The organism is Reinekea sp. G2M2-21 (assembly GCF_015687175.1).
Lineage (GTDB): Bacteria > Pseudomonadota > Gammaproteobacteria > Pseudomonadales > Natronospirillaceae > Reinekea.
Window position 1 is genome coordinate 1,355,784 of the sequence record NZ_JADPQG010000001.1, and the last position, 24,128, is coordinate 1,379,911.

A 24,128-nucleotide genomic window follows, 5' to 3' on the forward strand; every position below is an offset into this window, starting at 1 on the left:
TTTACGGCTGAGTTTCAGTGTACGGTTTCTTCTTGAGGCGCTATAGGGTCTTCAACACTGGCGTCCTCGACAAAACTGGCCGCCTGAACACCGGCACCGATCATCGCTCGGGCGACGTCCACCACCTGACCCTGAAGCAAACTTTCTGCTTCGGGTGAAAACTCTATGCGGACTAACGGAGCTTCATTTTCTTCAGAACTTTGCAGTGCAAAAGATCCGTCACTTAATTGCACAATTTCCCAATACTTTGTCATCACTACCTCATTAATATTGATTATTGAGCTCTCTGGTCCTATCCAGAAATTCTGTAAAGGCGTCCAACCATTGTCGATATTGCGTTATGTGGCTGCTTTCAATAAGTGTTGCATCGATTCGTTGCGTTGTCGGATCCGCTTTTGGTCGGACATTAGCCAGTTCAAACAGGTTTTGTCGGCTAAGCCGCCATTGTTGAAGCCAATGCCCCGGCTGTTGCAAACCTACTTGTATCTCCCGAATGGACCCGTGGGTAATCGCCGCTTCTTGAATCTGTTGGTCAAAACTGAGGCTCAACTCACTAACGGCTGAGCGTTCCGTGACTTCGTCGACAACCGCTAACAGCAGTTTTTCGAAAAGCAACACGTAGGCCGCAATGGCAGTCTCTTGAGCCTCTGGGGTCGATTCTTCGAGCCACTTAAGCTGCTGAGACGCCATAAAGCGAATCTGATTGGTTATGGACACTCGATTCATCAGTAAGTAATTCTGAAACCCAAATGAAAGGTGGAATCGACATCGTCATACGCATCAGCAACATAGGTACCACGTACTATATGATAACCAACGAACGCGCGTGCCTGAGGCAAAACCTTATAACTGATGCGAGCCACACCATCATAAACTTCTGTCAGATCGCCGAAGCTTAAAATGCTCGGTGCAATGTAAGCTTGGCCTTCAACACCCAATCCATTCATAAAATCTGGTTGCCAGCGCAAAAAACCACCCACGCCGAGAGCTACATCGAAATCGGAGACTTCCGTTGATAGCATTTGCCCTTTGAAACCAACGCCGCCGATGAGTTCTTTATTGGCCATGGTGGCATCAACCGCATTGAAACCCACCGACAACGACCAGTTGCCAGTTTCCTCTGAATAAAGAACGCCGGTAGAAAAATGCGCGCCAGTCCCCACCAAGACCGCATCATGTTCCAATCTGACGGACGTGTTTGACAGAGAAAAGTCGACTGCACCGCCAGCAAAACTGCCGCCCGCAACCGAAGCTGCTACAGCAGCAACAATAGCTTTTTTAATGTTCATGGTAACTCTCCAAAGTTTGCGCCATTGTAGCGAAAGCTGACGCTCAGTGCATTGGCCATTGAAGCCGAGGCTGCAACAAAAAAGGCCACCAACGTGGCCTTTGCGAGTGGGAACTGCACTTATGCCATCATTTCCAATAACAATTTGTTAAGGCGAGACACAAAGCCAGCGGCATCCTTCAATTGGCTGCCCTCGGCCAATCGTGCTTGTTCAAGCAGAATATTGGCTAAATCCGCAAAACGGTCTTCGCTCTGTTCTGTTTCAAGACGTTCAACTAACGGGTGCTCTGGGTTTAATTCCAATATTGGCTTTGAATCCGGAACGGCCTGCCCCGCAGCTTCCATAATACGGCGCATTTGGGCGCCCATGTCATTGTCACCGACAACGATACAGGCAGGTGATTCCACCAAACGTGACGTCATGCGCACATCTTCCACTTCATCTGTGAAAAGTGTCTTAATGCGTTCTAATAGTGGTTTGTGTTCTTCATTTGCCGCTTCTGACGCTTTCTTTTCTTCTTCTGTTTCGATATCGCCCAGATCCAAACCACCGCGCGCGACATCAACAAATTGCTTGCCGTCGAAGTCTTGCAAATATCCCATCAGCCATTCATCAATGCGATCTGACAACAACAGCACCTCAATCCCTTTTTTACGGAATACTTCAAGGTGTGGGCTGTTTTTGGCGGTTTGATGGTTATCTGCACAGACATAATAAATCTTTTCCTGACCTTCATTCATGCGGCTCAGGTAGTCCGCCAACGATACGGTTTGAGATGCGTCACCCGTATGGCTGGAAGCGAATCGAAGCAATTTGGCTACTTTTTCTTTATTGGCGAAATCTTCAGCCGGGCCTTCCTTTAACACCTGGCCAAATTCATTCCAGAACCCTTGATACTCTTCTGGCTGCTTTTTCGCCATTTTGTCCAGCATATCTAATACGCGTTTAACCAGCGCTTGCTTAATGCTGTCGATCGTGGAATCACTTTGTAAGATTTCTCGGCTGACATTAAGGGGAAGGTCATTTGAATCCACAATACCCTTTACAAAGCGTAAGTACAGCGGCAAAAACTGTTCAACGTCGTCCATAATAAAGACGCGGTTAACGTATAATTTCAGACCGCGTACGCGCTCGCGATTCCACATATCAAATGGGGCTTTTTTAGGAACATACAGCAACGAGGTATAATCCAGCTTGCCTTCTACCTTGTTGTGGCTCCAGACGGCTGCGTCACCAAAGTCGTGTGAAATGTGGTGATATAGCTCCTGATATTCTTCATCTTTGATTTCGCTTTTTGGGCGGGTCCACAGTGCTTTGGCACTGTTGACGTTTTCCCAGCTTGGTTCAACGTCCGAAGCTTTTTCATCGTCGGTTGAAGCAGGTGTTTCCTCTAGCATCTGTACCGGTACAGAGATGTGGTCTGAATATTTCTTAATCAGATTGCGCAAGCGCCAGCTGTCCGCAAACTCACTTTCTTCTGATTTCAAGTGCAGCACGATTTTGGTGCCGCGTTCGGGTAGTTCAACATCGGTAATACTGAACTCACCCTCGCCTTCACTGTGCCAGTGCACGCCTTCCTGAGCAGATAAACCGGCTTTTCGGGTATAAACATCAACAGCCTTGGCGACAATAAATGAGGAATAGAAACCGACACCGAACTGCCCAATCAACTGGCTGTCTTTGCGTTCATCACCGGTCAGGTTGTTCAAAAACTCAGACGTTCCGGATTTAGCAATGGTACCCAAATGCTGAACCACATCTTCACGGCTCATACCAACACCGTTGTCTTCAATGATGACCGTTTTAGCGTCCTTATCGACACTGATCCGAACTCGCAAATCCGATTTCTCACCTAACAGAGAATCGTCTTTCAGCGCCAGAAAGCGTAACTTATCACAAGCATCTGACGCGTTAGATACCAACTCACGCAGAAAGATTTCTTTATTTGAATATAAAGAATGAATCATTAAGTGAAGCAGTTGTTTTACTTCCGTTTGAAAACTCATTGATTCTTGCTTTGTTTCAGACATGGTGCCTCTCAGATTAGTATTTCCAGTTAACCACGCTCTAAATGGGGATATTGCATTTGTTTTCAAGGGCTTAAATAGAGCTTGGCGTAAACAACAACATCTATCTCGAGCCCATCGCAATAAGATATTAGGGCCTTTAAGGAATGCTCAATTGGCGTATAGAGAGATGTTTTCATCACAGCTTTGACATTTGCAGCTGTGAAACCGTTGCAACATACGGCAAACTACGAGCTACAAAAAAACACAATAAATTCGGGAAGGAACCATGACCGTTGTAAACCCACTCTTACCGGTAAAGAAACGCGAAATCTTTGGTTGGGCCATGTATGACTTTGCCAACAGCAGCTATACCACCGTGGTTGTCACATTTGTCTACTCCGCTTTTTTTGTGTCTTACATCGTTCCGCCCGAGTTGGCGCACTTTAAAAACACGTTTTGGTCTATTGCCGTTGCGTTGTCTACCGCTCTTGCGATTATCCTGGCGCCCTTAGTGGGTGTGTTATGCGACTACAGTGGCAAGAAAAAGAAATACCTGGCTTGGTGTACGATGACCTCAGTTGGTGCGACATTGGGGCTTTTCCTGGTAAATCCCGGTCAGGTATGGATAGGTTTGACGCTTCTCGTGCTTAGCAACACCGCATGGATGCTATCCGAATCCTTTATTGCCAGTTTTTTGACTGATTTATCCGATAAGAGCAACATGGGTAAAATTTCTGGTATTGGCTGGGGAATTGGGTATATCGGTGGGTTGTTAAGCTTAATTCTGATGAAATTTATCATCACTGCAGATGCTGGCGAAAATTCGAGCGACTTCATCGATCAGAACCAACTCTCCATGCTTATTATTGCCCTCTTCTATTTTTTAGGCGCCCTGCCAACCTTCTTGTTGGTAAAAGAACGAGGTGTTGCTAGGGAAGGCTTTGAAAAAGCAAACTTCAAAACACTGCTTAGAGCTGCCTTTACTCGCTTGTCGGCAATGAAGCAGATAATTGGTGAGTATCCTATTCTGTTTAAATTCTTTCTTGCGTTTACAGCCTACAGCGCAGGTGTCGCGGTCGTCGTAAAGTTTTTTGGTATCTATACCCAACAAGAAGTAGGCATAACAGGCGGCGATTACGTTTTAATTGGCATTATATTGCAGGTTAGTGCGGCATTGGGTGCCGTATGTTTTGGTTTCATTGAAGATAAAATTGGCTCAAAGAATACTGTTTTAGTGTCAATTATGTGGTGGATTGTCGGCATACTTGGCATATATTTCATTAAGGTCCTGGTTAGTCTCTCCCATCTTGATATCAAATTGATGTATACCATTGTTTCGTTCATTGCAGGGAGCGCTTTAGGTGCCACGCAATCGGCCAGCAGAGCCATCGTCGGACAACTTGCGAAACCCCAGGACTCCGCTCTATTGTTTGGTCTGTGGGGTACTTTCGGGCGCTTTGCGATCATTATCGGAATGACGTTTGGCCCCATCAGCGACTTACTCAGCCGGCAGACAGCCCTTCTCTTCATCTTGGTGTATTTTATCGTTGGAGCCTTAATGCTCCTGCCAATTCAAATTAATAAAGGCATTCAAGAAAACGTCAACTAAGTGTAGGCATGACTTCTGACCTTCGGCTTTTCCTTGAAAAGTCGTAGGTTTCTGACCATTATCCAATGACATCGATAGAACAATGGCTTGGTATGATCAGAAATATTCAATACTCAATACTACAAAGACCCGCTTGGCAGCGCTATCTCATTGTAGCGGCAACCTTTGTAATCGCGTTGTCCCTTTTCTGGATTGGTCTCATTTTCTTCATTGGATTTGCGGTTTTGGCGTTAGTGGTGGCCTTCATTAACCGGGTAAAATACAAATTGACCGGCCGACCCTTGTTCAAAGGTCCACAGCATTTTCATCGATATCAGTCTCAGTTCAATCAATCTGGCCAAGCCAAACATCAGGGCCAGGTGATTGAAGGAGAAGTGATCAAGTCTGACCAATCAACAAAAAATAGCGAATGATCAAAAAATGGCGACCGATGGTCGCCATTTCTAATTTCACTAATTGGAATGTTACCAGCCAGTCACTTCTTTCAAAGCGTCACCAATCTGAGCCAGTGACCGTACGGTTTTAACGCCAGCATCTTCCAGCGCAGCGAATTTTTCATCCGCTGTGCCCTTACCACCAGAAATGATGGCACCGGCATGACCCATGCGCTTACCAGGAGGCGCTGTAACACCAGCAATGTAAGACACGACAGGCTTGGTTACATTGGCTTTGATGAAAGCAGCTGCTTCTTCTTCAGCGGTACCACCAATTTCACCAATCATGACGATTGCTTCTGTGGCTGGATCTTCTTGGAACATTTTCAGAACGTCAATGAAGTTTGAACCTGGAATAGGATCACCACCGATACCGACACAGGTAGACTGTCCAAAACCATGATCGGTCGTTTGCTTAACCGCTTCATACGTTAAAGTACCAGAGCGAGAAACAATACCGACTTTACCTGGTTTGTGAATATGACCAGGCATAATGCCAATCTTACATTCACCCGGCGTAATAACACCTGGACAGTTTGGTCCTACCATACGTACACCTTTACGATCGACAAACTCTTTTGCTTCGAGCATGTCCAACGTTGGAATACCTTCGGTAATACAAACAATCAGTTCCAAACCGGCATCGGCTGCTTCGCAGATTGCATCCTTACAGAATGGTGCTGGTACATAAATGACGGTCGCCGTCGCGCCCGTTGCTTCGACCGCTTCGCGCACGGTATTGAAAACAGGCAGACCCAGGTGAGTGGTACCGCCTTTACCTGGCGAAACACCACCAACCATTTGCGTTCCGTATTCAATGGCCTGTTCACTGTGGAACGTACCTTGAGAACCGGTAAAACCCTGACAGATAACTTTTGTATTTTTATCGATTAAAACGCTCATGCTGCGCCTCCTGCTGCTGCTACAACTTTCTCAGCACCTTCGGTTAATGAGCTTGCAGCGATAATATTTAGACCACTTTCAGCCAGTTTTTTAGAACCCAGTTCAGCGTTGTTTCCTTCAAGGCGTACAACAACCGGCACTTTTACACCGACTTCTTCAACCGCACCGATAATACCTTCCGCAATCATGTCGCAACGTACAATGCCGCCGAAAATATTAACAAATACAGCTTTGACATTGTCATCAGACAAGATGATTTTGAATGCTTCAGCAACGCGCTCTTTGGTTGCACCACCACCTACATCCAAGAAGTTCGCTGGAGAACCACCGTGCAGGTTGACGATATCCATGGTACCCATGGCCAAACCAGCACCATTAACCATGCAACCGATGTTGCCGTCTAATGCCACATAGTTTAATTCCCACTCAGCGGCTTCTGACTCGCGAGCGTCTTCCTGTGACGGGTCGCGCATGGCCTGCAGATCTTTGTGGCGGTACAACGCGTTGCTGTCGATACCAAGTTTGGCATCCAAGCAATGCAGGTTACCTTCGTCTGTAATAACCAATGGATTGATTTCAATTAACGCCAGATCTTTATCCACAAACAATTGTGCCAGACCCAGGAATATCTTAGTGAACTGCTTAATCTGGTCGCCCTGCAGGCCGAGTTTAAACGCAAGTTCACGCGCCTGGTATGGCTGTGCACCCACCAATGGATCGATCTCTGCTTTCAAGATTTTTTCTGGCGTTTCTTCTGCGACTGTTTCAATCTCAACGCCGCCTTCAGTAGAAGCCATGAACACGATACGTCGAGTGGCGCGGTCTACAACAGCCCCCAGATACAGCTCATTGGCGATATCCGTGCACGATTCAACCAAAATCTTGCTGACCGGTTGACCTTTCTCGTCTGTCTGGAAAGTTACCAGATTTTTTCCAAGCCAGTTGGCGGCAAATTCTTTCGCTTCGTCAACTGATTTTACCAGCTTCACACCGCCAGCTTTACCACGCCCCCCAGCATGCACCTGAGTTTTAACAACCCACATGTCTCCAGGAATTTTACTGATCGCTTCAGCCACTTCTTCTGGAGTGTCACAAGCGTACCCTTCAGATACGGGCAAGCCGTACTGTTTGAAAAGTTGTTTACCTTGATATTCGTGAAGGTTCATTGTCTTTCCGTCTTTATTATGTTGGAGCGTCGGACGAATTTGTTTTTGGTATTAGTTTCTGTCTTGCTGCCACGGGCTAGTTAATAAAAAAGAACGGCAAATGCCGTTCTTTTCACTTGTTATCAATTAACGCTTTTTACGATTCATTTTATGAATTGCCATGTTATCTACGGCTAACGCAGCTTCATGCACGGCTTCAGAAAGCGTTGGGTGCGCAAAACAGGTTAGCTGCAAATCTTCAGCGCTGGATGCGAACTCAAGTGCAATAACGCCTTGAGCGATCATTTCAGAGGCACCCAAGCCAAAAATGTGCATACCCAAAACACGATCAGTTTTAGCATCGGCCAAAATTTTAACCTGACCGGTAGTGTCACCAGCGGCCATTGCACGACCAATTGCAGCAAATGGGAAAGCACCTGCTTTATAATCAACACCGTCCGCTTTCAATTCTTCCTCAGTCTTGCCTACCCAAGCGATTTCTGGGTGGGTGTAAATGACATTTGGAATCGCGTCGTAGTTCATCTGTGCATTGTGACCGGCAATAATCTCAGCCACCATAATGCCTTCTTCAGACCCTTTGTGAGCCAGCATCGGGCCGCGTACCACGTCACCAATCGCGTAAACACCTGGAACGGTGGTGCGACACTGATCGTCAACAAAAATGAAACCACGCTCATCAAGTTTGACACCACTGTCCTCAGACAGACAGCCTTCAGTATAAGGACGACGACCAACCGCAACGACTAATTTGTCAAAGGTTTCTTCTTTCTCGCCTTCCGAATCCTGGAATTTTACCACGACTTGCTTGCCTTTACGTTCTGAACCTACAACACGAGCGCCTAAGCGAATGTCCAGACCTTGGTCTTTGGTAAAAGACTTAAAGGCATCCTTTGAAATAGCTCCATCGGCAGCAGCTAAGAATTTATCCATGGCTTCTAAGACAACGACCTCAGAGCCGAGTCGCTTCCAAACAGAGCCTAATTCCAGACCAATGACACCCGCACCAATGACGCCCAACTTTTTTGGTACTTCACTGAATTCCAATGCACCAGTTGAATCGACGATCACGTCGCCATCGGTAGGTGTTGGCGGGATTTCAACTGGTATTGAACCCATAGCCAGAATGACATTATCGGCCTGAATGGTTTCAACACTGCCATCGTGCTTAGTCACTTCAACCACTTTATTGGCTTTCAGTTGCCCTTTGCCTTCAAAGCTAGTAACGCCGTTACCTTTCAACAGTCCGGCTACACCTGTCGTCAACTGGTTTACGATGCCATCCTTTCGGGCCAGCATCTTTTTCACGTCCATTTTCGGCGATTTGACCTGAATACCGTGATCTTCAAAGCCATGTAACGTCTCGGCGTACATTTCAGAAGACTGCAGCAATGCCTTAGAAGGAATACAACCCACGTTTAAGCAGGTACCACCCCAAGTGGTTTTACCGTCTTCTTTAACCCACTTTTCAATAATCGCGGTCTTTTTTCCAAGTTGTGCAGCTTTAATGGCAGCAACATAGCCCGCAGGACCTGAACCGATTACGACCACTTCAAATTGATGTGTCATGGCAACTAATACCCTATATTTTCTGTTTTCGTGTAAATGGGGTGCGCGCACCCCATATTCAACAAGCCTATGCGTATATTACAGCTCAAGCAAAATTCGAGCTGGGTCTTCGAGCATATCTTTGATGGCGACCAGGAACTGAACGGCTTCTTTACCGTCGATCAGACGATGATCGTATGACATAGCCAGATACATCATTGGCAAAATCTTAACTTCGCCATTAACGGCCATTGGGCGCTCCTGAATCTTATGCATTCCCAAAATAGCCGTTTGTGGCGGGTTCAAAATTGGCGTAGACATGAGTGACCCGAATACACCGCCATTGGAGATAGTAAAGGTGCCACCCTGCATCTCGTCAATGCCAAGTTGCCCCGCCTGAGCACGTTCACCAAAATCACGGATGGTGCTTTCTACGCCTGCCAGGCTCATTTGGTCAGTGTCACGCAGAATTGGAACAACCAACCCACGGTTGCTGGAAACCGCGACACCGATATCATAGTAACCATGGTAAACCACATCGTCACCATCGATAGACGCATTCACCTCAGGATGACGGCGCAATGCTTCAGTTGCTGCCTTCACAAAGAATGACATAAAGCCTAAACGTGTACCATTGTGGGCTTTTTCAAATTGCGCCTTATAGCGATTACGCAGATCCATAATAGGCTGCATATTCACTTCATTGAATGTTGTCAACATAGCAGTGCTGTTTTTGGCATCCAGCAATCGCTCTGCAATACGTTTTCGCAAACGTGTCATTGGAACACGTTTTTCAGAACGAGCGGCTGCGGGCATTGCAATATTGGCATCGTTGCTCATCTGCGGGATCATGCCAGGCATGCTTTGAGCCGCTTCTGGAGTAGAACTGGCCGCAGGAACAGCTGGCGCAGAAGACTTATTCGCCGCAGCTTTAACGACATCTTCTTTCGTGATTCGGCCACCTTTGCCTGTACCAACAATATCACCAGCGGACAGATTCGCTTCATCTGCAATCTTACGCGCTGCAGGGCTCATGGGTGTTTCATCACTCGCTGCAGCTGGCGAGCTCACGGCTTCACCTTCAGAGCTTGAAGGTGCCGCTTGTGCAACCTCACCCTCAACGAACTGTGCAATAAGTTCCTGGCTCAGGACAGTATCCCCTTCACCTTTGAGGATTTCGGCCAGGCTGCCGTCTGCAGGAGCGACGACTTCCAGAACGACTTTATCGGTCTCGATGTCGACTAACAGTTCGTCGCGTGAAACAGGCTCACCTGGCTGCTTGTGCCAGGTTGCAATGGTGCCGTCTGCAACAGATTCGGGGAATTGTGGTGCTTTAATTTCGATTGCCATGAATGAATCCTTTAGTCTCCACCAAGCGATTACTGAATGTTCAGAATCGCGTCATTTAGGAATTTTTCAAGTTGTTCTAAGTGCAAAGACATGTAACCCGCTGCTGGTGAAGCTGACGCTTCCCGTCCAGCGTATCGAAGATACAAGTTTTCACCCACACTATGTAATACACGTCTCATATGGTGCTGACTCGAATACCAAGCGCCTTGGTTCATCGGCTCTTCTTGACACCAAACGACATCCTTCAGATTTTTAAATGGTCGTAAAACCTTGTATAAACGATCTTCAGGGAACGGGTAAAGTTGCTCGATACGCACAATAGCGACGTTATCAGCGCCTTCTTTGTTGCGTTTATCGACTAAATCGTAATAGACCTTGCCAGAACACAGCACGACACGATCAACTTTCAGCGTTTCAATGTTGCTGTCGGTCTCGCCAATCACGGTTTCAAATTGACCGTTCGCCAATTCTTCCAGTGTAGAGACAGCGTCTTTGTGTCTTAGCAGACTCTTAGGCGACATAACCACCAACGGTTTACGTAAATTACGCAAACCCTGTCGGCGAATCATATGAAACACCTGTGCTGGAGTGGTTGGCATACATACCTGAATATTCTGCTCAGCGCACAGCTGCAGGTATCGCTCCAATCGCGCAGATGAATGCTCTGGTCCCTGACCTTCGTAACCGTGCGGTAACAACATGACCAAACCGCATAAACGGCCCCACTTATGCTCACCGGATGTTATGAATTGGTCGATGACAACTTGGGCTCCATTGGCGAAATCACCAAATTGAGCTTCCCATACGACAAGTGCGTTTGGCATTGTCGTTGCGTAACCATATTCAAACGCGAGCACGGCTTCTTCTGACAGGAAAGAATCGTAAATCTGGAACTTAGGCTGGTCTGCCGACAAGTGGGCTAGCGGTACATAGGTGCTGCCATCTTTCTGGTTGTGCCAAACAGCATGGCGGTGAACGAATGTACCACGGCCAACATCTTGACCTGTAATCCGTACTGGATGCCCTTCTTCCAGCAACGTGGCGTATGCTAAGGTCTCGGCAAAACCCCAGTTGATAGGTAAAGCGCCCTTGGCCATTTTTTCCCGATCTTCCAGGATCTTATTCACCTGACGTTGCATCGGGAAGCCTTCTGGCGGCGTGTTGATCTTAATAGCCAACTCTTGCAGCAATTTCATGTCTGCCGACGTATCGAATTCGTCAACCACAGGTTGATTCAGGTAAGGCGCCCAATCAACAAACAATTCACTGTTAGGTTCTTTCACCAGAGCTTTGGCTACATGCTCACCATTGGCAAGGGCATTTCGGTAATCGTCTGCGACCTTCTTAACATCTTCTTCGCTCACGACTCCTTTATCCTGAAGCGCCTTGGCGTAGAGTTCGAAAGTCGTTTTGTGTTTACGAATCACCTGATACATCAACGGCTGTGTCATCGCCGGCTCATCGGCTTCGTTGTGACCTCGACGTCGATAGCAAATCAAGTCAATTACTACGTCGCGTTTGAACTGTTGGCGATAGTCCACGGCCAACTGAGTCACAAAGACTACCGCTTCAGGATCATCGCCATTGACATGGAAAATTGGCGCTTGAACCATTTTCGCAATATCAGTGCAATACTCGGTTGATCGAGCATCTTCCTGTTTTGAGGTAGTGAAACCAACTTGGTTATTGATAATGATGTGAATAGTACCACCCGTTCCATAGGCGCGGGTTTGAGACATCTGGAACGTTTCCATGACAACGCCCTGCCCGGCAAAAGCCGCATCACCATGAATGTTCACTGGAATTACCAGATCCCCATTCACGTCGCGACGCCGATCCTGACGAGCTCGCACAGATCCTTCAACCACTGGAGAGGCAATTTCAAGGTGCGATGGGTTAAACGCCAACGCTAAATGAAGCTCACCACCACTGGTCATCACATTTGAAGAGAAGCCTTGATGATACTTAACGTCTCCAGATCCTTGCGACAGGAACGACTTGCCTTCGAACTCTTCGAACAAATCGGTTGGATTCTTTCCTAAAATGTTGACTAACATGTTCAGGCGACCACGGTGTGCCATACCAATGACAATTTCTTTTGCACCGTATGAACCACTGCGCTGGATTAACTCGTCCATCAATGGAATCAGTGCTTCACCACCTTCCAGACCGAAGCGCTTGGTTCCTGGATATTTTGAACCCAGGTATTTTTCCATGCCTTCAGCAGCGGCCAGACGCTCAAGAATGTGCTTGCGCGCGTCAATAGAATAATCGGGCTTGGACTTCACAGACTCCATACGCTGCTCGATCCAACGTCGTTCAGCGGTATTGACGATATGCGTAAATTCTGCGCCCACAGAAGAACAGTAGGTCTGCTCCATGGCGGTCAAAATTTCTTTTAACTGGGCTTCTTTTTTACCGAAGTAGAGATTACCGCACTGAAATACCGATTCCATATCGGCATCGCTGAGACCATGGTACTTAAGATCCAGGTCAGGAACGGTTTTTCGCTCACTGAGATTCAGCGGGTCTAAGTTTGACTTCTGATGACCTCTGAAACGATATGCCGTCACCAATTGATGAACCCGAACCTGCTTGCGTTCATGCTCGGTAACCAGTGAAGGAGCCAAAGTGTTGGTGGCGATCTTAGGCGACTTGCCCATTAACAGATATTGGTCACGAACCGGCTTGTGCGGAGTATCAGTGGTAACTTCTGCGTTGATATTGGGGAGTTTGTCAAACACTGAGCGCCATTGCTCAGGAATGGAATTGGGGTCAGCCAGATAGGCTTCGTACATCTCGTCGAGATACGTTTGGTTGCCACCTGAAAAATGAGAAGACAACCATTGTTCTTCCATGGAGGCGTTTTGCATTCGTTAATCCTACATTGTAAGCCTGACGATGCCAGCGCAGGCTTCGAATTATAATAAAAGAAGGAACAGTAACCTGTTCCTTCTGATGTATCTGACCTTAGGTCGCACTACTCAATAGCATAGAACGAATATGACCGATTGCTCGTGTTGGGTTAAGACCCTTTGGGCAAACGCTGACACAGTTCATGATACCGCGACAGCGGAATACACTAAACGGATCGTCGAGGTTCGCCAATCGTTCTTCAGTCGCAGTATCGCGACTATCAGCTAAAAAGCGGTAGGCTTGTAACAAGCCCGCTGGACCGATGAATTTATCTGGGTTCCACCAGAACGAAGGACAAGACGTAGAGCAGCAGGCACAAAGGATGCACTCATAAAGCCCATCCAGTTTTTCGCGTTCTTCGGGCGACTGCAGACGCTCGATCGCCGGTGCTGGCGTATTGTTGATCAGGAACGGTTTAACTTTCTCGTATTGCTTGTAGAAAGTGCTCATATCAATGACCAGGTCGCGAATCACTGGCAGACCCGGCAGTGGGCGCAAAACCAATTTAGTATCAACGCCGCCCACATCAGAAAGAGACGTAATACAAGCCAAACCATTGGTACCATTGATGTTCATTCCATCTGACCCGCAGACGCCTTCGCGGCATGAACGACGATAGGAAACCGTAGGGTCCTGCTCCTTAATAAGGTTCAATACGTCCAACACCATCAGGTCTTTACCTGCAGGAATCGTGACATCGTAATCCTGCATATAAGGGCGCTTATCAACCTCTGGATTGAATCGATAAATACTGACTTTCATAACTCAATCTCCTTAATAAGTGCGTTCTTTTGGTTGGAAAGTATCGACAGTCTTGGGCTTAAAGTTAACGTCCCGCTTACCGACTGACTTATCAACTGGGTTAAACAGAGAGTGGCACAACCAATTCTCATCATCACGCTTGTCAAAGTCGTAACGGGCATGGGCTCCACGGCTTTCTGTACGGACATCTGCCGAAATTGCTGTTGCTTCTGCGACTTCCATCAAGTTGGCCAGTTCGAGTGCTTCAATTCGAGCAGTGTTAAAAGTCTGTGACCGGTCAGCCAATACAACATTGTTAACGCGCTCGCGGATTTCCAGCAGCTTCTTGCGACCTTCCGCCATTTTGTCGCCTTCACGGAACACGCCAAAATGCAATTGCATGGTGTTTTGCAGGTCTTTCTTAACATCAGCAACCTTTTCGCCCTCTTTGCGCTCATCAAGAGCATTCAACCGGGACATGGCCATTTCAATGTCAGACTCAGACGCGGGTTTGCTATCGAAGCCCTGACGCAACGACTCTTCAATCTGTATGCCAGCCGCACGGCCGAATACAACCAGATCTAGTAGTGAGTTGCCGCCCAAGCGGTTGGCTCCGTGTACAGATACACATGCCGCTTCACCACAAGCGTACAAACCTTCGATCACCTTATCGTTGCCTGACGCATCTTGCATAATGGCCTGCCCCCCGATATTGGTCGGGATGCCGCCCATCATATAGTGACAGGTTGGTACGACCGGGATCGGTTCCTTCGCAGGATCGACATGCGCAAAGGTTTTCGACAATTCCATGATCCCCGGCAAGCGCGACTGCAGCAGTTCTTCACCGAGGTGATCCAACTTAAGGAACACGTGATCGTTTTCTTCACCGCCCCCGCGACCTTCTAAAATCTCCATCACCATAGAACGTGCAACGACGTCACGACCTGCCAAGTCTTTCGCGTTTGGCGCATAACGCTCCATGAAGCGCTCGCCATCTTTATTAATCAGATAGCCGCCTTCTCCACGGCACCCCTCGGTAACCAATGTACCTGCACCGTAAATGCCGGTTGGGTGGAACTGCCACATTTCCATATCCTGGACCGGGAAGCCAGCGCGTAACGCCATGCCGATTCCGTCCCCGGTATTGATCAGCGCGTTGGTCGTCGACGCATAAATGCGACCCGCACCACCTGTGGCTAAAACGGTGGCCTTGGCACGAATATACACGACATCACCCGTTTCGATTTCAATAGCAATGACACCGACAACAGCACCATCGGCGTTTTTAACCAGATCAACGGCGTACCATTCATTCAGAAAGGAAGTTCCTGCTTTTACGTTACCTTGATATAAGGTATGCAGTAAGGCGTGACCGGTACGGTCCGCTGCAGCGCAAGTACGTGCTGCCTGACCACCTTCACCGAAATTCTTGGATTGGCCGCCGAACGGTCGTTGATAGATTCGACCTTCTTCAGTACGTGAAAAAGGCAACCCCATATGATCCAATTCAAATACTGCTTGCGGACCGACTGAACACATATACTCAATGGCATCTTGGTCGCCAATGTAATCGGACCCCTTCACGGTGTCATACATATGCCAACGCCAATCATCGTTCGGGTCATCACTGGCAATAGCGCAGGTAATACCGCCCTGAGCAGAAACTGTATGCGAACGAGTTGGGAATACCTTGGATACCACAGCTGTATTCAGGCCTGACTCAGCCAACTGCAGTGCAGCGCGCAACCCAGCACCACCGCCACCAACGACGATGGCATCAAATGTCATAGTTTTCATATTCGCCATTCTTTACGCACCCCAAACAGCCGAAAAGCCAATTACAAAATAAGTGAAATTCGTCAATGCTATGATCGTCAGAACGATAAAACGACTCCATGCATTTTTTACGTAGTCAGTTGCGACCGTCCACATTCCAACCCAGATATGTGCAACCAAGGCAATCAGGGATGATAAGGTATAGATTTTGAACCAAAACTGGCCGAACAAACCCTGCCACTGCTGGTAATCCAGATCAGCATTCAGCATCAGATAAGCCAACAAGAAAATTGCATAGGAGCCCAACAGGACTGCTGACACGCGCTGCGCCAACCAATCCATCAAACCGCTTCGTGAAAAACTCGTGATACTTTTTACCATACCCAAACTCCTACCAAGATGATGCCGACAGCGGACAACGCAAAGACAGCTTTAGAGGCCAACGCCCCCCCTTCTTTGGTCTCAAAATAACCGATATCCATAAACAGATGCTTTATACCGGCAACCAGGTGATAGACGACAAATGACGCTATCCCCCAAGCGATAAATTTAGCAAACGGATGTGTTAATACGTTTTTCACTTGCTCAAAACCAGCTTGTGATTCCAAGCTTGCAGTCAATGCCCACATCAGAAACCCGACAGCAACAAACAGCCCAACGCCTGTGATTCGGTGCGTAATGGATGCAATTGCCGACAATGGCATACGGATCGTCGTCAGATCGAGATTAACAGGTCGATTATTTTTCACGGCAGTAGTCTCTTTTCTTATGCTACCCCATCGATGGGGACTATTTAGGTAAGGTGGACTGAACATCCAACCTCAAGAAGCGGACAGGATTATAGGCAGCGTCTTTTATAATTACAATTAATAACAAGCATAACTTTTCAATTAAAAAAAGGCATTCAAATCAATCTTAGCCCCTATCTAACGCTATTTATGTAATATTCCTACTTTAGGCTTACAGACTATTGGCTAATGCTCGCAAATATAACGTCAAATTGACTTTCGCTTCCAAAACTCTATAGTGATGCCCAAAATTCGCTCTTCCCTATAACCTAAAAATAACCCCGAGCGAAAAAGCTTCCCAAAAACTTCGCGTCAATGTCGACGCTAAACCCTGCTACAGAGAGGAGACCTCATGGCTGATAAAATTGCCAAGCTGGTCATTGAAGGACATGACCCGATTGAGTTGCCGATTTATTCCGGCACGTTAGGTCCGGATGTCATTGACGTTAGAACATTAACCAATCATGGCTACTTCACTTATGATCCTGGCTTTATGTCCACGGCTTCATGTGATTCTGAAATTACGTTTATTGATGGCGGCAAAGGTGTTTTATTGCACCGTGGCTATCCTATCGATCAATTAGCGGACAACTGCGATTATTTGGATGTGTGTTACCTGCTGCTTCATGGCGAACTACCTAATGAAGCAGAGAAGAGCCATTTCGATCACATCATCATGCATCACACGATGGTTCATGAGCAGTTACATGATTTCTTCTCAGGCTTCCGACGCGATTCACACCCGATGGCTATCATGGTCGGTGTTGTTGGAGCTCTGTCTGCCTTCTATCACGATTCGTTAGATATTGCGAATGAGAAGCACCGGGAAGTTGCAGCCCACAGACTGATTTCTAAGATGCCAACACTGGCAGCAATGGCCTACAAGTACTCTATCGGACAGCCATTCGTTTACCCTCGCAACGACCTGTCATATGGCGGAAATTTTCTGCACATGATGTTCAGCAACCCATGCGAACAGTACGAAGTTTCTCCCACTCTGGCCCGTGCGATGGATAAGATATTCATTCTGCATGCGGATCACGAGCAAAATGCATCGACCTCAACTGTCCGTTTGGCCGGCTCTTCCGGCGCCAATCCATTCGCGTGTATTGCCTCCGGGATTGCTGCATTATGGGGACCCGCTCATGGCGGTGCCAATGAAGCGGTTTTGAATATGTTGGCTGAAATAGGCGACGAATCTCACATCGATGAGTTCATTGCTAGAGCTAAAGATAAGAACGATCCATTCCGTTTGATGGGCTTCGGTCACCGGGTTTACAAGAACTACGACCCGCGCGCAAAAGTCATGAAAGAAACAGCAGACGAAGTATTGGCGGAACTCGGCATTCATAATGATCCTTTGTTGAAGATTGCAGCGCGGCTTGAACAAATTGCCCTGGAAGACCCGTATTTCGTAGAGAAGAAACTGTACCCGAACGTAGATTTTTATTCGGGCATCATTTTCAAAGCTCTGGGTATTCCAACGGAGATGTTCACCGTGCTTTTTGCCGTTGGTCGTACCCCTGGCTGGATTGCGCACTGGAAGGAAATGATTTCCGGTCCTTATCGAATCGGTCGTCCTCGCCAGCTTTATACCGGGCAAAAAGTCAGAAACCTGGAAAAATAAAATGTCAAAACCGGCCAAGGCCGGTTTTTTTAGGCCCTTAATAAACGCTCATATTCGGAATATCGATATGCATCATTATTCCCGCCAGACACGATACAGCCGATATTCAAATCAACACCCTGATCCATAGTCATAGCTGCAGCAACCGCCAAAGCTCCTGCGGGCTCGACAATCATGGCAAGATCATTGTTCAGTGAAAATAACCATTCACACACCTGCTTTTTGGTCACAACGATAACGCCGTCCAACAACTGCCGACATATATCAAACGGTAATTGCCCAACCTGCTTAACTGCAGTGCCATCGGCAAATAGATCCAAGCTGTTCAACCTGATTCTTCTTTGCTGAGCGAGCGATGTATGCATAGCCTCAGCCCCTTCCACTTCAACACCTAGAACACGCGTTTGCGGTGAAAGACTTTTGTAGACTAAAGAAACCCCACTAACTAAGCCACCACCACCGACGGGCACCAACAGAACGTCTAGAGCTCTCTTTTGATCCGATATCATTTCCAGTGCAATGGTTGCCTGCCCAGCAATAACGTCCGGGTCATCAAAGGGGTGCACAAAAACTTTTCCAGTTTCTTGTGTGTATTCCAGCGCTTTTTGACAAGCGTGATCGAAGTTTGATCCGAAAATGACCACTCTCACGTTGTTTTTTCCGTAGTACTTCACTTGTCGGACTTTTTGCTCTGGTGTGTTTTGGGGTAAAAAAACTACACCTTGGATGCCTAATAAGTGACAAGCAAATGCAAATCCTTGGGCATGATTCCCTGCACTGGCACAAACAACCCCCGTCTGTTTCTGATTTTTAGACAGTGAAAGCATTTTATTTAGCGCGCCTCGAACTTTGAAAGACCGAATTTCCTGCTGATCCTCCCGCTTTAAAAAAATGTTATGTCCACTTCGGTGCGCCAAGCGAGGCGAAAAAATGAACTCCGTCCGTTTAATGTAGGGTTGCAAGCGGATAGAAGCGCACTGAATGTCCTTCAAGGATGGTACTTGAACATGATTGGGAAACGAACTGAGCTGGCACTGACACATTTCTATTGACCTCATTCATGCCACTTTCACGGGTCAACAAATGCAAAAAACCCGCCTTAGTGGCGGGTTTTTTTTTATACAAAACAGCCCACCATTCACGAAGGAATGATGATAATAATCTGCTGTTGAGTATTTTGAGTATGCATTAACTTAATTTCCTGAGACATCCTGCAAACACTAGCGGGATTCACCTTTCATGTAAACTACTATTTTTTCTTAGTGGTGGCTTTGGTTTTCTTTGCTTTGGCTTTTGGCTTAGCTTTTTCCTGAACTGTCCACTTGCCATTATCGAAGTAAGCGGCCCAACCACTGGCTTTGCCATCTTCATTTTCTGACATGACATACTGCTCTTTGGTTTTGCGGCTGAAGCGAATAACCGCGGGCAAACCATCAGGGTCGCTGATGGGTGCATCACAGAGGTAATGGTACTTTTCAGGCAATTCAGCTTTGTGCGGTAATAATTCTGCAACCAAAGGCGGTCGGGTTTCCCGGTTTTTGGGAAACTGACTGGCAGCTAAAAACATCCCCGCAGCGCCATCGCGCAGCACATAGGTATCTTCAACTTTTTGACAAGCCAGCTCCGGCATTGGGATTGGGTCCATTTTTGGTGGAGCGGCTTCGCCATTACGCAACAGTTTACGGGTGTTTTTACAGTCATCGTTGGTACAGCCAAAGTACTTGCCAAACCGACCGCTTTTGAGTTGCATTTCTGCGCCGCATTTATCGCACTCAAGTGTCGGACCTTCATAACCTTTAAGCTTGAACTCGCCCTGCTCGACTTTAAACCCACTGCACTGAGGGTTGTTGCCGCAAACGTGAAGCTTACGGTGCTCATCTATCAGATAACTGTCCATCGCTGTCGAACAGATCGGACAACGATCTTTCTGGCGCAACTCATTGACTTCTGCTTCGTCATCGTCGTCAGCGGAAATGGCTTCATCGCCAGATACCAGATTGAGTGTGCCTTTACAACGCTCTTTCGGAGGCAGGCTATAGCCGGAACACCCCAGAAAAACACCCGTTGTACCGGTGCGAATCATCATCGGGCGTCCGCAGGTCGGACAGGCAATATCGGTTAACGTCGGCTCATTTGGTTTCATGCCGCCTTCGCTGTCAGGCGCTTCTGCACTATCCAATTGGTCTAGGAACTGAGTATAAAACTCATTAAGTACGTCCTTCCAATTCTTCTTGCCGTTAGCGACTTCGTCCAGATACTCTTCGAGTTGTGCCGTGAATTCATAGCGCATCAGGTTGCTGAACGACTGATCAAGGCGTTCCGTAACAATATCGCCCATTTTTTCTGCGTAGAAACGTCTGCTTTCAAGCTTGACGTAACCCCGCTCCTGGATAGTAGAAATGATACTGGCATAGGTCGATGGCCGACCAATACCCAGCTTCTCTAACTCCTTAACCAACGATGCTTCGGTGTAACGGGCTGTTGGCTTGGTAAAATGCTGCTTAGGGTCGAGTTTAAGCAACGTCAGTTGATCACCAACTTTAAGATCCGGCAGTTCAACTACATCGTCTCGATTTCCGGGACGCATAACCCGCGTAAAGCCATCAAAAACCAATACACGGCCTTTTGCACGCAACTCATAGTTGTTGGTATTGATAATGAGATTGGTGCTTTTATATTTAGCTGGCATCATTTGGCAAGCAACGAACCGTTGCCAGATCAACTCATATAAGCGCTGAGCATCACGTTCCATCTCAGTTAATGAGGTGCTCTTGCGAGTGACGTCGGATGGACGTATCGCTTCATGCGCTTCCTGAGCGCCCTCACGGCTGCCGTAACTGACAGGATCACCTGGCAGGTACTTGCCGCCGAACTCATTGGCAATGTAGTCTCTCGCCGCATTGACGGCTTCTGCGCTCAGGTTGGTTGAATCGGTACGCATGTAAGTGATATGACCTGCCTCATAGAGCCGCTGGGCCATCATCATTGTTTTCTTAACACTGAAACCAAGGCGGGTGCTGGCAGCCTGTTGCAATGTCGAGGTGATGAATGGTGCGGATGGCTTGGAACTGGTCGGTCGGTCTTCTCGTGCGCTGATCTCATAGTTGGCAGATTGAAGCCTGGCAACGTGTTGATCTGACTCTTCTCGGTTCGTTGGACGATATTTCTCTCCCGCACAGCGACTGACTTCAAAACGCACATCGCCTTTTGGCGATTGAGTATCAGCGTGTAAGTCCCAAAATTCTTCCGGAACAAAGGCTCGAATTTCACGCTCTCGCTCAACAATCAATTTAACTGCAACGGATTGCACTCGTCCCGCACTTAAACCTCGGGCAACCTTGGCCCACAGTAGAGGTGACACCATAAAACCAACGACACGATCCAAAAATCGTCGTGCCTGTTGAGCGTTCACACGGTCTATGTCCAGCTCACCTGGGTGTTCAAAAGCCTCATTAATGGCCTTTTTGGTAATTTCATTGAATACAACTCGGCGATACTTTTCCGGCATCTGCCCGATGGATTCCTGCAAGTGCCAGGCTATCGCTTCTCCCTCGCGGTCCAAATCGGTTGCGAGATAGATGCAATCGGCATCTTTCGCTAGTCGGCGTAGTTCATCAACAACCTTCTCTTTGCCTGGCAATATTTGATAATTCGCGGCCCAATCGTCGTTTGGGTTGATACCCATCCGATTCACCAATTGCTCCTGAGACTTCTTCTTTTTATAGACGGCTTTTTCTTCTGGTGACATCTTACGCGTTAAGGCAGCCTGCTTAGCGCGAGCTTTTGGGTCGACAGGTTTGCTTTGACCACTGGTTGGCAGATCACGAATATGACCTACCGAAGACTTCACAATAAAATTGGAGCCTAAGTATTTATTGATTGTTTTCGCCTTAGCAGGCGATTCGACAATAACCAGTGATTTACCCATGCGCTATAATTCCGCTTCCAACGTCTTTTTTATATAAGTAACCTACGTTTGCTTTTTCCGCAAGCCGGATGGGTTATATAGAATTAAAAACTTACGTCAAGTAAGAATTGAAAATCAGGATAAAAGATATGTCATTTTGGGCATTTGTAGCCATTTTAGCGATTTTAGGCGTCATGTTTGGTGCTCTGTATATCTCGAAAATTGCGGATACCAGACAAAAAGAAGAGCAACAAAAACGCAAACATATCCGTGATCTGCGCAACGACCTGTTGGATATTGATGAAATTATAAACACACTTTTTATCTATGACCGCAATCCAGAATTGATTTCCACACTGAGTCGAAAGATGATGAGTTTGATTCAGGAGGGCCTAAAATTATTACCTGGGGATGAGCAATTACTCCGCGATCTCTCGGATATTCAACAAATTGAATCGAGAGTTGAAGCGCTTCTGGCGGAGCCACAAGAACCTGAAATTCCAACGAGCGATCGTCAAATCTACATACTCAAAAAACATTTTGTGAAAACAATTCGCTTCATTCGCGAACTTCAATCCGTGGGCGAAATCAATGAACTGGAAGCCAGTCAGCATAAATCTCGTTTAATGAAAAATGCACTTTTGCTTGAAGTGAAAGCCTATCGAAATCACGGAGAGGATGCTCGGCAGCGAGGTGAAATCAGCAGTGCGGCAAATTACCTAAAACACGCGAAAGAGTTACTGATAAATTCTGATTTAACATTTGCGGATAAAACAGACCAGATAAAAGCAGTTTCCCGCGAAATTTCAGGACTGTATGTAACCATGCCTGATCATCCGGAAAAAAAATAAAGCGGCCGGATGGCCGCTTATCGAAAAAAACTCTAGAAACTACACTCGCTCGATGATCGTACTGATGCCCTGGCCAAGGCCAATACACATAGTCGCCAGACCAAATTGTGCATCTTTTTCTTCAAGGACATTCATTACTGCACCGGTAATACGGGCACCGGAACAACCGAATGGATGTCCCAGTGCAATGGCGCCACCGTGTACGTTTACTGTTTCATCCATACGATCCAACAGTTTAAGATCTTTCAGGACAGGTAGTGCCTGCGCTGCAAAGGCTTCGTTAAGTTCAACATAGTCGATGTCGCTGATGTTCATACCAAGCTTCTTCAACGCCTTTTGTGTTGCTGGCACAGGCCCGTAACCCATAATGGATGGATCAACACCTGCAAGGCCCATAGAACGGATGACCGCGCGTGGCTTCAAACCCAGTTCTTTTGCCTTTTTATAAGACATGACCAACATGGCAGATGCGCCATCCGTTATCTGACTGGAAGTACCCGCTGTTACCGTTCCTGCTTTCGGATCAAACACTGGACGCAATGATGCCAAGCCTTCCACGGTTGTTTCAGGGCGTATAGTTTCATCTTCTGACATCAGGTATGGATTACCGTCTGCGTCATGACCCTGCATTGCAATTATTTGATTTTTAAAATTTCCGTTTAGTGTTGCCTGATGCGCACGCTGGTGAGATCGATACCCAAATTCGTCCTGTTGCTGGCGTGAAATGCCGTGCATTTTAGACAACAGTTCGGCCGTCACGCCCATCATGCCAGCAGCTTTTGCTGCTTTTTTAGACAAGGTAGGATTGGGATCAACACCATGCATCATGCTTACGTGACCCATGTGTTCGACACCACCGATCAGAAAAACGTCGCCATCTTCTGCTCGAATATTAGCCGTCGCAATGTGCAAAGCAGACATTGAAGAACCACAAAGGCGAGACACCGTTTGCGCAGTCGTGGTGTGCGGTATATTGGTTAACAATTGCATCATTCGCGCAACGTTCCAGCCCTGTTCCAGGGTTTGATTCACGCAGCCCCAAATAATGTCTTCGATATCTGCCGGGTTCAGCGCGCTGTTGCGTGCCAGCAAACCATTGACTAAATCGGCACTGAGGTTTTCAGCGCGAGTGAAACGGAAGCTACCATCTTTTGACCGGCCCATTGGAGTACGGGCAAAGTCGACAATTACTGCATCATTATCTCGAATACTCATAG

General features: G+C 47.2%; 20 protein-coding genes. 4 read left to right on the forward strand and 16 right to left on the reverse strand.

What is annotated here, in order from left to right:
• Nucleotides 1–14: 14 nt before the first annotated feature.
• The 4 genes from IYN85_RS06260 to htpG all read right to left on the reverse strand — a co-directional run bounded on the left by IYN85_RS06260 (nt 15) and on the right by htpG (nt 3,319).
• Entirely contained in the window at nt 15–254 is a 240-nt protein-coding gene (locus IYN85_RS06260) for a hypothetical protein (protein ID WP_196157960.1), read from the reverse strand.
• Nucleotides 255–264: 10 nt separating this feature from the next.
• Nucleotides 265–726, reverse strand: a complete 462-nt coding sequence (locus IYN85_RS06265; protein WP_196157961.1) for a DUF6586 family protein — start codon at nt 724–726, stop codon at nt 265–267.
• A complete protein-coding gene (locus IYN85_RS06270; RefSeq protein ID WP_196157962.1) occupies nt 726–1,289 on the reverse strand; it encodes a YfaZ family outer membrane protein in 564 nt (187 codons plus the stop codon). Before IYN85_RS06270 ends, IYN85_RS06265 begins: the two co-directional genes overlap by 1 nt.
• Before the next feature lie 119 nt (nt 1,290–1,408).
• On the reverse strand, nt 1,409–3,319 hold the full coding sequence (gene htpG / locus IYN85_RS06275) for a molecular chaperone HtpG (protein ID WP_196157963.1): 1,911 nt from the start codon (nt 3,317–3,319) through the stop codon (nt 1,409–1,411).
• A gap of 265 nt (nt 3,320–3,584) precedes the next feature.
• On the opposite strand from htpG, the gene IYN85_RS06280 reads away from it, so the two are divergent.
• Both IYN85_RS06280 and IYN85_RS06285 read left to right on the forward strand, forming a co-directional pair.
• Complete coding sequence (locus tag IYN85_RS06280) at nt 3,585–4,907, forward strand: MFS transporter (protein WP_196157964.1); 1,323 nt, start codon at nt 3,585–3,587, stop codon at nt 4,905–4,907.
• A 92-nt stretch (nt 4,908–4,999) separates the two neighbouring features.
• Nucleotides 5,000–5,320, forward strand: a complete 321-nt coding sequence (locus IYN85_RS06285) for a hypothetical protein (protein WP_196157965.1) — start codon at nt 5,000–5,002, stop codon at nt 5,318–5,320.
• A gap of 51 nt (nt 5,321–5,371) precedes the next feature.
• Here IYN85_RS06285 and sucD read toward each other — a convergent pair whose 3' ends face one another.
• The 9 genes from sucD to sdhC all read right to left on the reverse strand — a co-directional run bounded on the left by sucD (nt 5,372) and on the right by sdhC (nt 16,487).
• Nucleotides 5,372–6,244, reverse strand: coding sequence for a succinate--CoA ligase subunit alpha (gene sucD, locus IYN85_RS06290; protein WP_196157966.1), 873 nt, complete (start codon nt 6,242–6,244; stop codon nt 5,372–5,374).
• Nucleotides 6,241–7,410, reverse strand: a complete 1,170-nt coding sequence (gene sucC, locus IYN85_RS06295; RefSeq protein WP_196157967.1) for an ADP-forming succinate--CoA ligase subunit beta — start codon at nt 7,408–7,410, stop codon at nt 6,241–6,243. Before sucC ends, sucD begins: the two co-directional genes overlap by 4 nt.
• A gap of 126 nt (nt 7,411–7,536) precedes the next feature.
• A complete protein-coding gene (gene lpdA / locus IYN85_RS06300; RefSeq protein WP_196157968.1) occupies nt 7,537–8,976 on the reverse strand; it encodes a dihydrolipoyl dehydrogenase in 1,440 nt (479 codons plus the stop codon).
• A gap of 78 nt (nt 8,977–9,054) precedes the next feature.
• On the reverse strand, nt 9,055–10,305 hold the full coding sequence (gene odhB, locus IYN85_RS06305; protein ID WP_196157969.1) for a 2-oxoglutarate dehydrogenase complex dihydrolipoyllysine-residue succinyltransferase: 1,251 nt from the start codon (nt 10,303–10,305) through the stop codon (nt 9,055–9,057).
• A 29-nt stretch (nt 10,306–10,334) separates the two neighbouring features.
• Complete coding sequence (locus IYN85_RS06310; protein ID WP_196157970.1) at nt 10,335–13,178, reverse strand: 2-oxoglutarate dehydrogenase E1 component; 2,844 nt, start codon at nt 13,176–13,178, stop codon at nt 10,335–10,337.
• A 97-nt stretch (nt 13,179–13,275) separates the two neighbouring features.
• A complete protein-coding gene (locus IYN85_RS06315; protein WP_196157971.1) occupies nt 13,276–13,983 on the reverse strand; it encodes a succinate dehydrogenase iron-sulfur subunit in 708 nt (235 codons plus the stop codon).
• A 12-nt stretch (nt 13,984–13,995) separates the two neighbouring features.
• Complete coding sequence (sdhA, locus tag IYN85_RS06320) at nt 13,996–15,768, reverse strand: succinate dehydrogenase flavoprotein subunit (RefSeq protein WP_196157972.1); 1,773 nt, start codon at nt 15,766–15,768, stop codon at nt 13,996–13,998.
• A gap of 3 nt (nt 15,769–15,771) precedes the next feature.
• Nucleotides 15,772–16,119, reverse strand: coding sequence for a succinate dehydrogenase, hydrophobic membrane anchor protein (gene sdhD, locus IYN85_RS06325; protein ID WP_230390503.1), 348 nt, complete (start codon nt 16,117–16,119; stop codon nt 15,772–15,774).
• On the reverse strand, nt 16,113–16,487 hold the full coding sequence (gene sdhC / locus IYN85_RS06330) for a succinate dehydrogenase, cytochrome b556 subunit (protein ID WP_196157973.1): 375 nt from the start codon (nt 16,485–16,487) through the stop codon (nt 16,113–16,115). Before sdhC ends, sdhD begins: the two co-directional genes overlap by 7 nt.
• A 391-nt stretch (nt 16,488–16,878) precedes the next feature.
• Between sdhC and gltA the strand changes: the two genes are divergently transcribed.
• Nucleotides 16,879–18,153 carry a citrate synthase gene (gltA, locus tag IYN85_RS06335; protein ID WP_196157974.1) on the forward strand — a complete coding sequence of 425 codons (1,275 nt, stop codon included), beginning with the start codon at nt 16,879–16,881 and terminating at the stop codon, nt 18,151–18,153.
• A gap of 29 nt (nt 18,154–18,182) precedes the next feature.
• Here the strand turns inward: gltA and IYN85_RS06340 are convergent, their stop codons facing one another.
• Nucleotides 18,183–19,211 carry a threonine/serine dehydratase gene (locus IYN85_RS06340; protein WP_196157975.1) on the reverse strand — a complete coding sequence of 343 codons (1,029 nt, stop codon included), beginning with the start codon at nt 19,209–19,211 and terminating at the stop codon, nt 18,183–18,185.
• Nucleotides 19,212–19,402: 191 nt separating this feature from the next.
• The gene (topA, locus tag IYN85_RS06345; RefSeq protein WP_196157976.1) at nt 19,403–22,081 is read right to left on the reverse strand and encodes a type I DNA topoisomerase; all 2,679 of its coding nucleotides are present in this window, start codon (nt 22,079–22,081) and stop codon (nt 19,403–19,405) included.
• A gap of 128 nt (nt 22,082–22,209) precedes the next feature.
• On the opposite strand from topA, the gene IYN85_RS06350 reads away from it, so the two are divergent.
• Nucleotides 22,210–22,911, forward strand: coding sequence for a hypothetical protein (locus IYN85_RS06350; protein WP_196157977.1), 702 nt, complete (start codon nt 22,210–22,212; stop codon nt 22,909–22,911).
• Between the two features lie 39 nt (nt 22,912–22,950).
• On the opposite strand, the gene fadA is transcribed toward IYN85_RS06350, so the two are convergent.
• Nucleotides 22,951–24,126 carry an acetyl-CoA C-acyltransferase FadA gene (gene fadA / locus IYN85_RS06355; protein WP_196157978.1) on the reverse strand — a complete coding sequence of 392 codons (1,176 nt, stop codon included), beginning with the start codon at nt 24,124–24,126 and terminating at the stop codon, nt 22,951–22,953.
• Nucleotides 24,127–24,128: the final 2 nt, after the last annotated feature.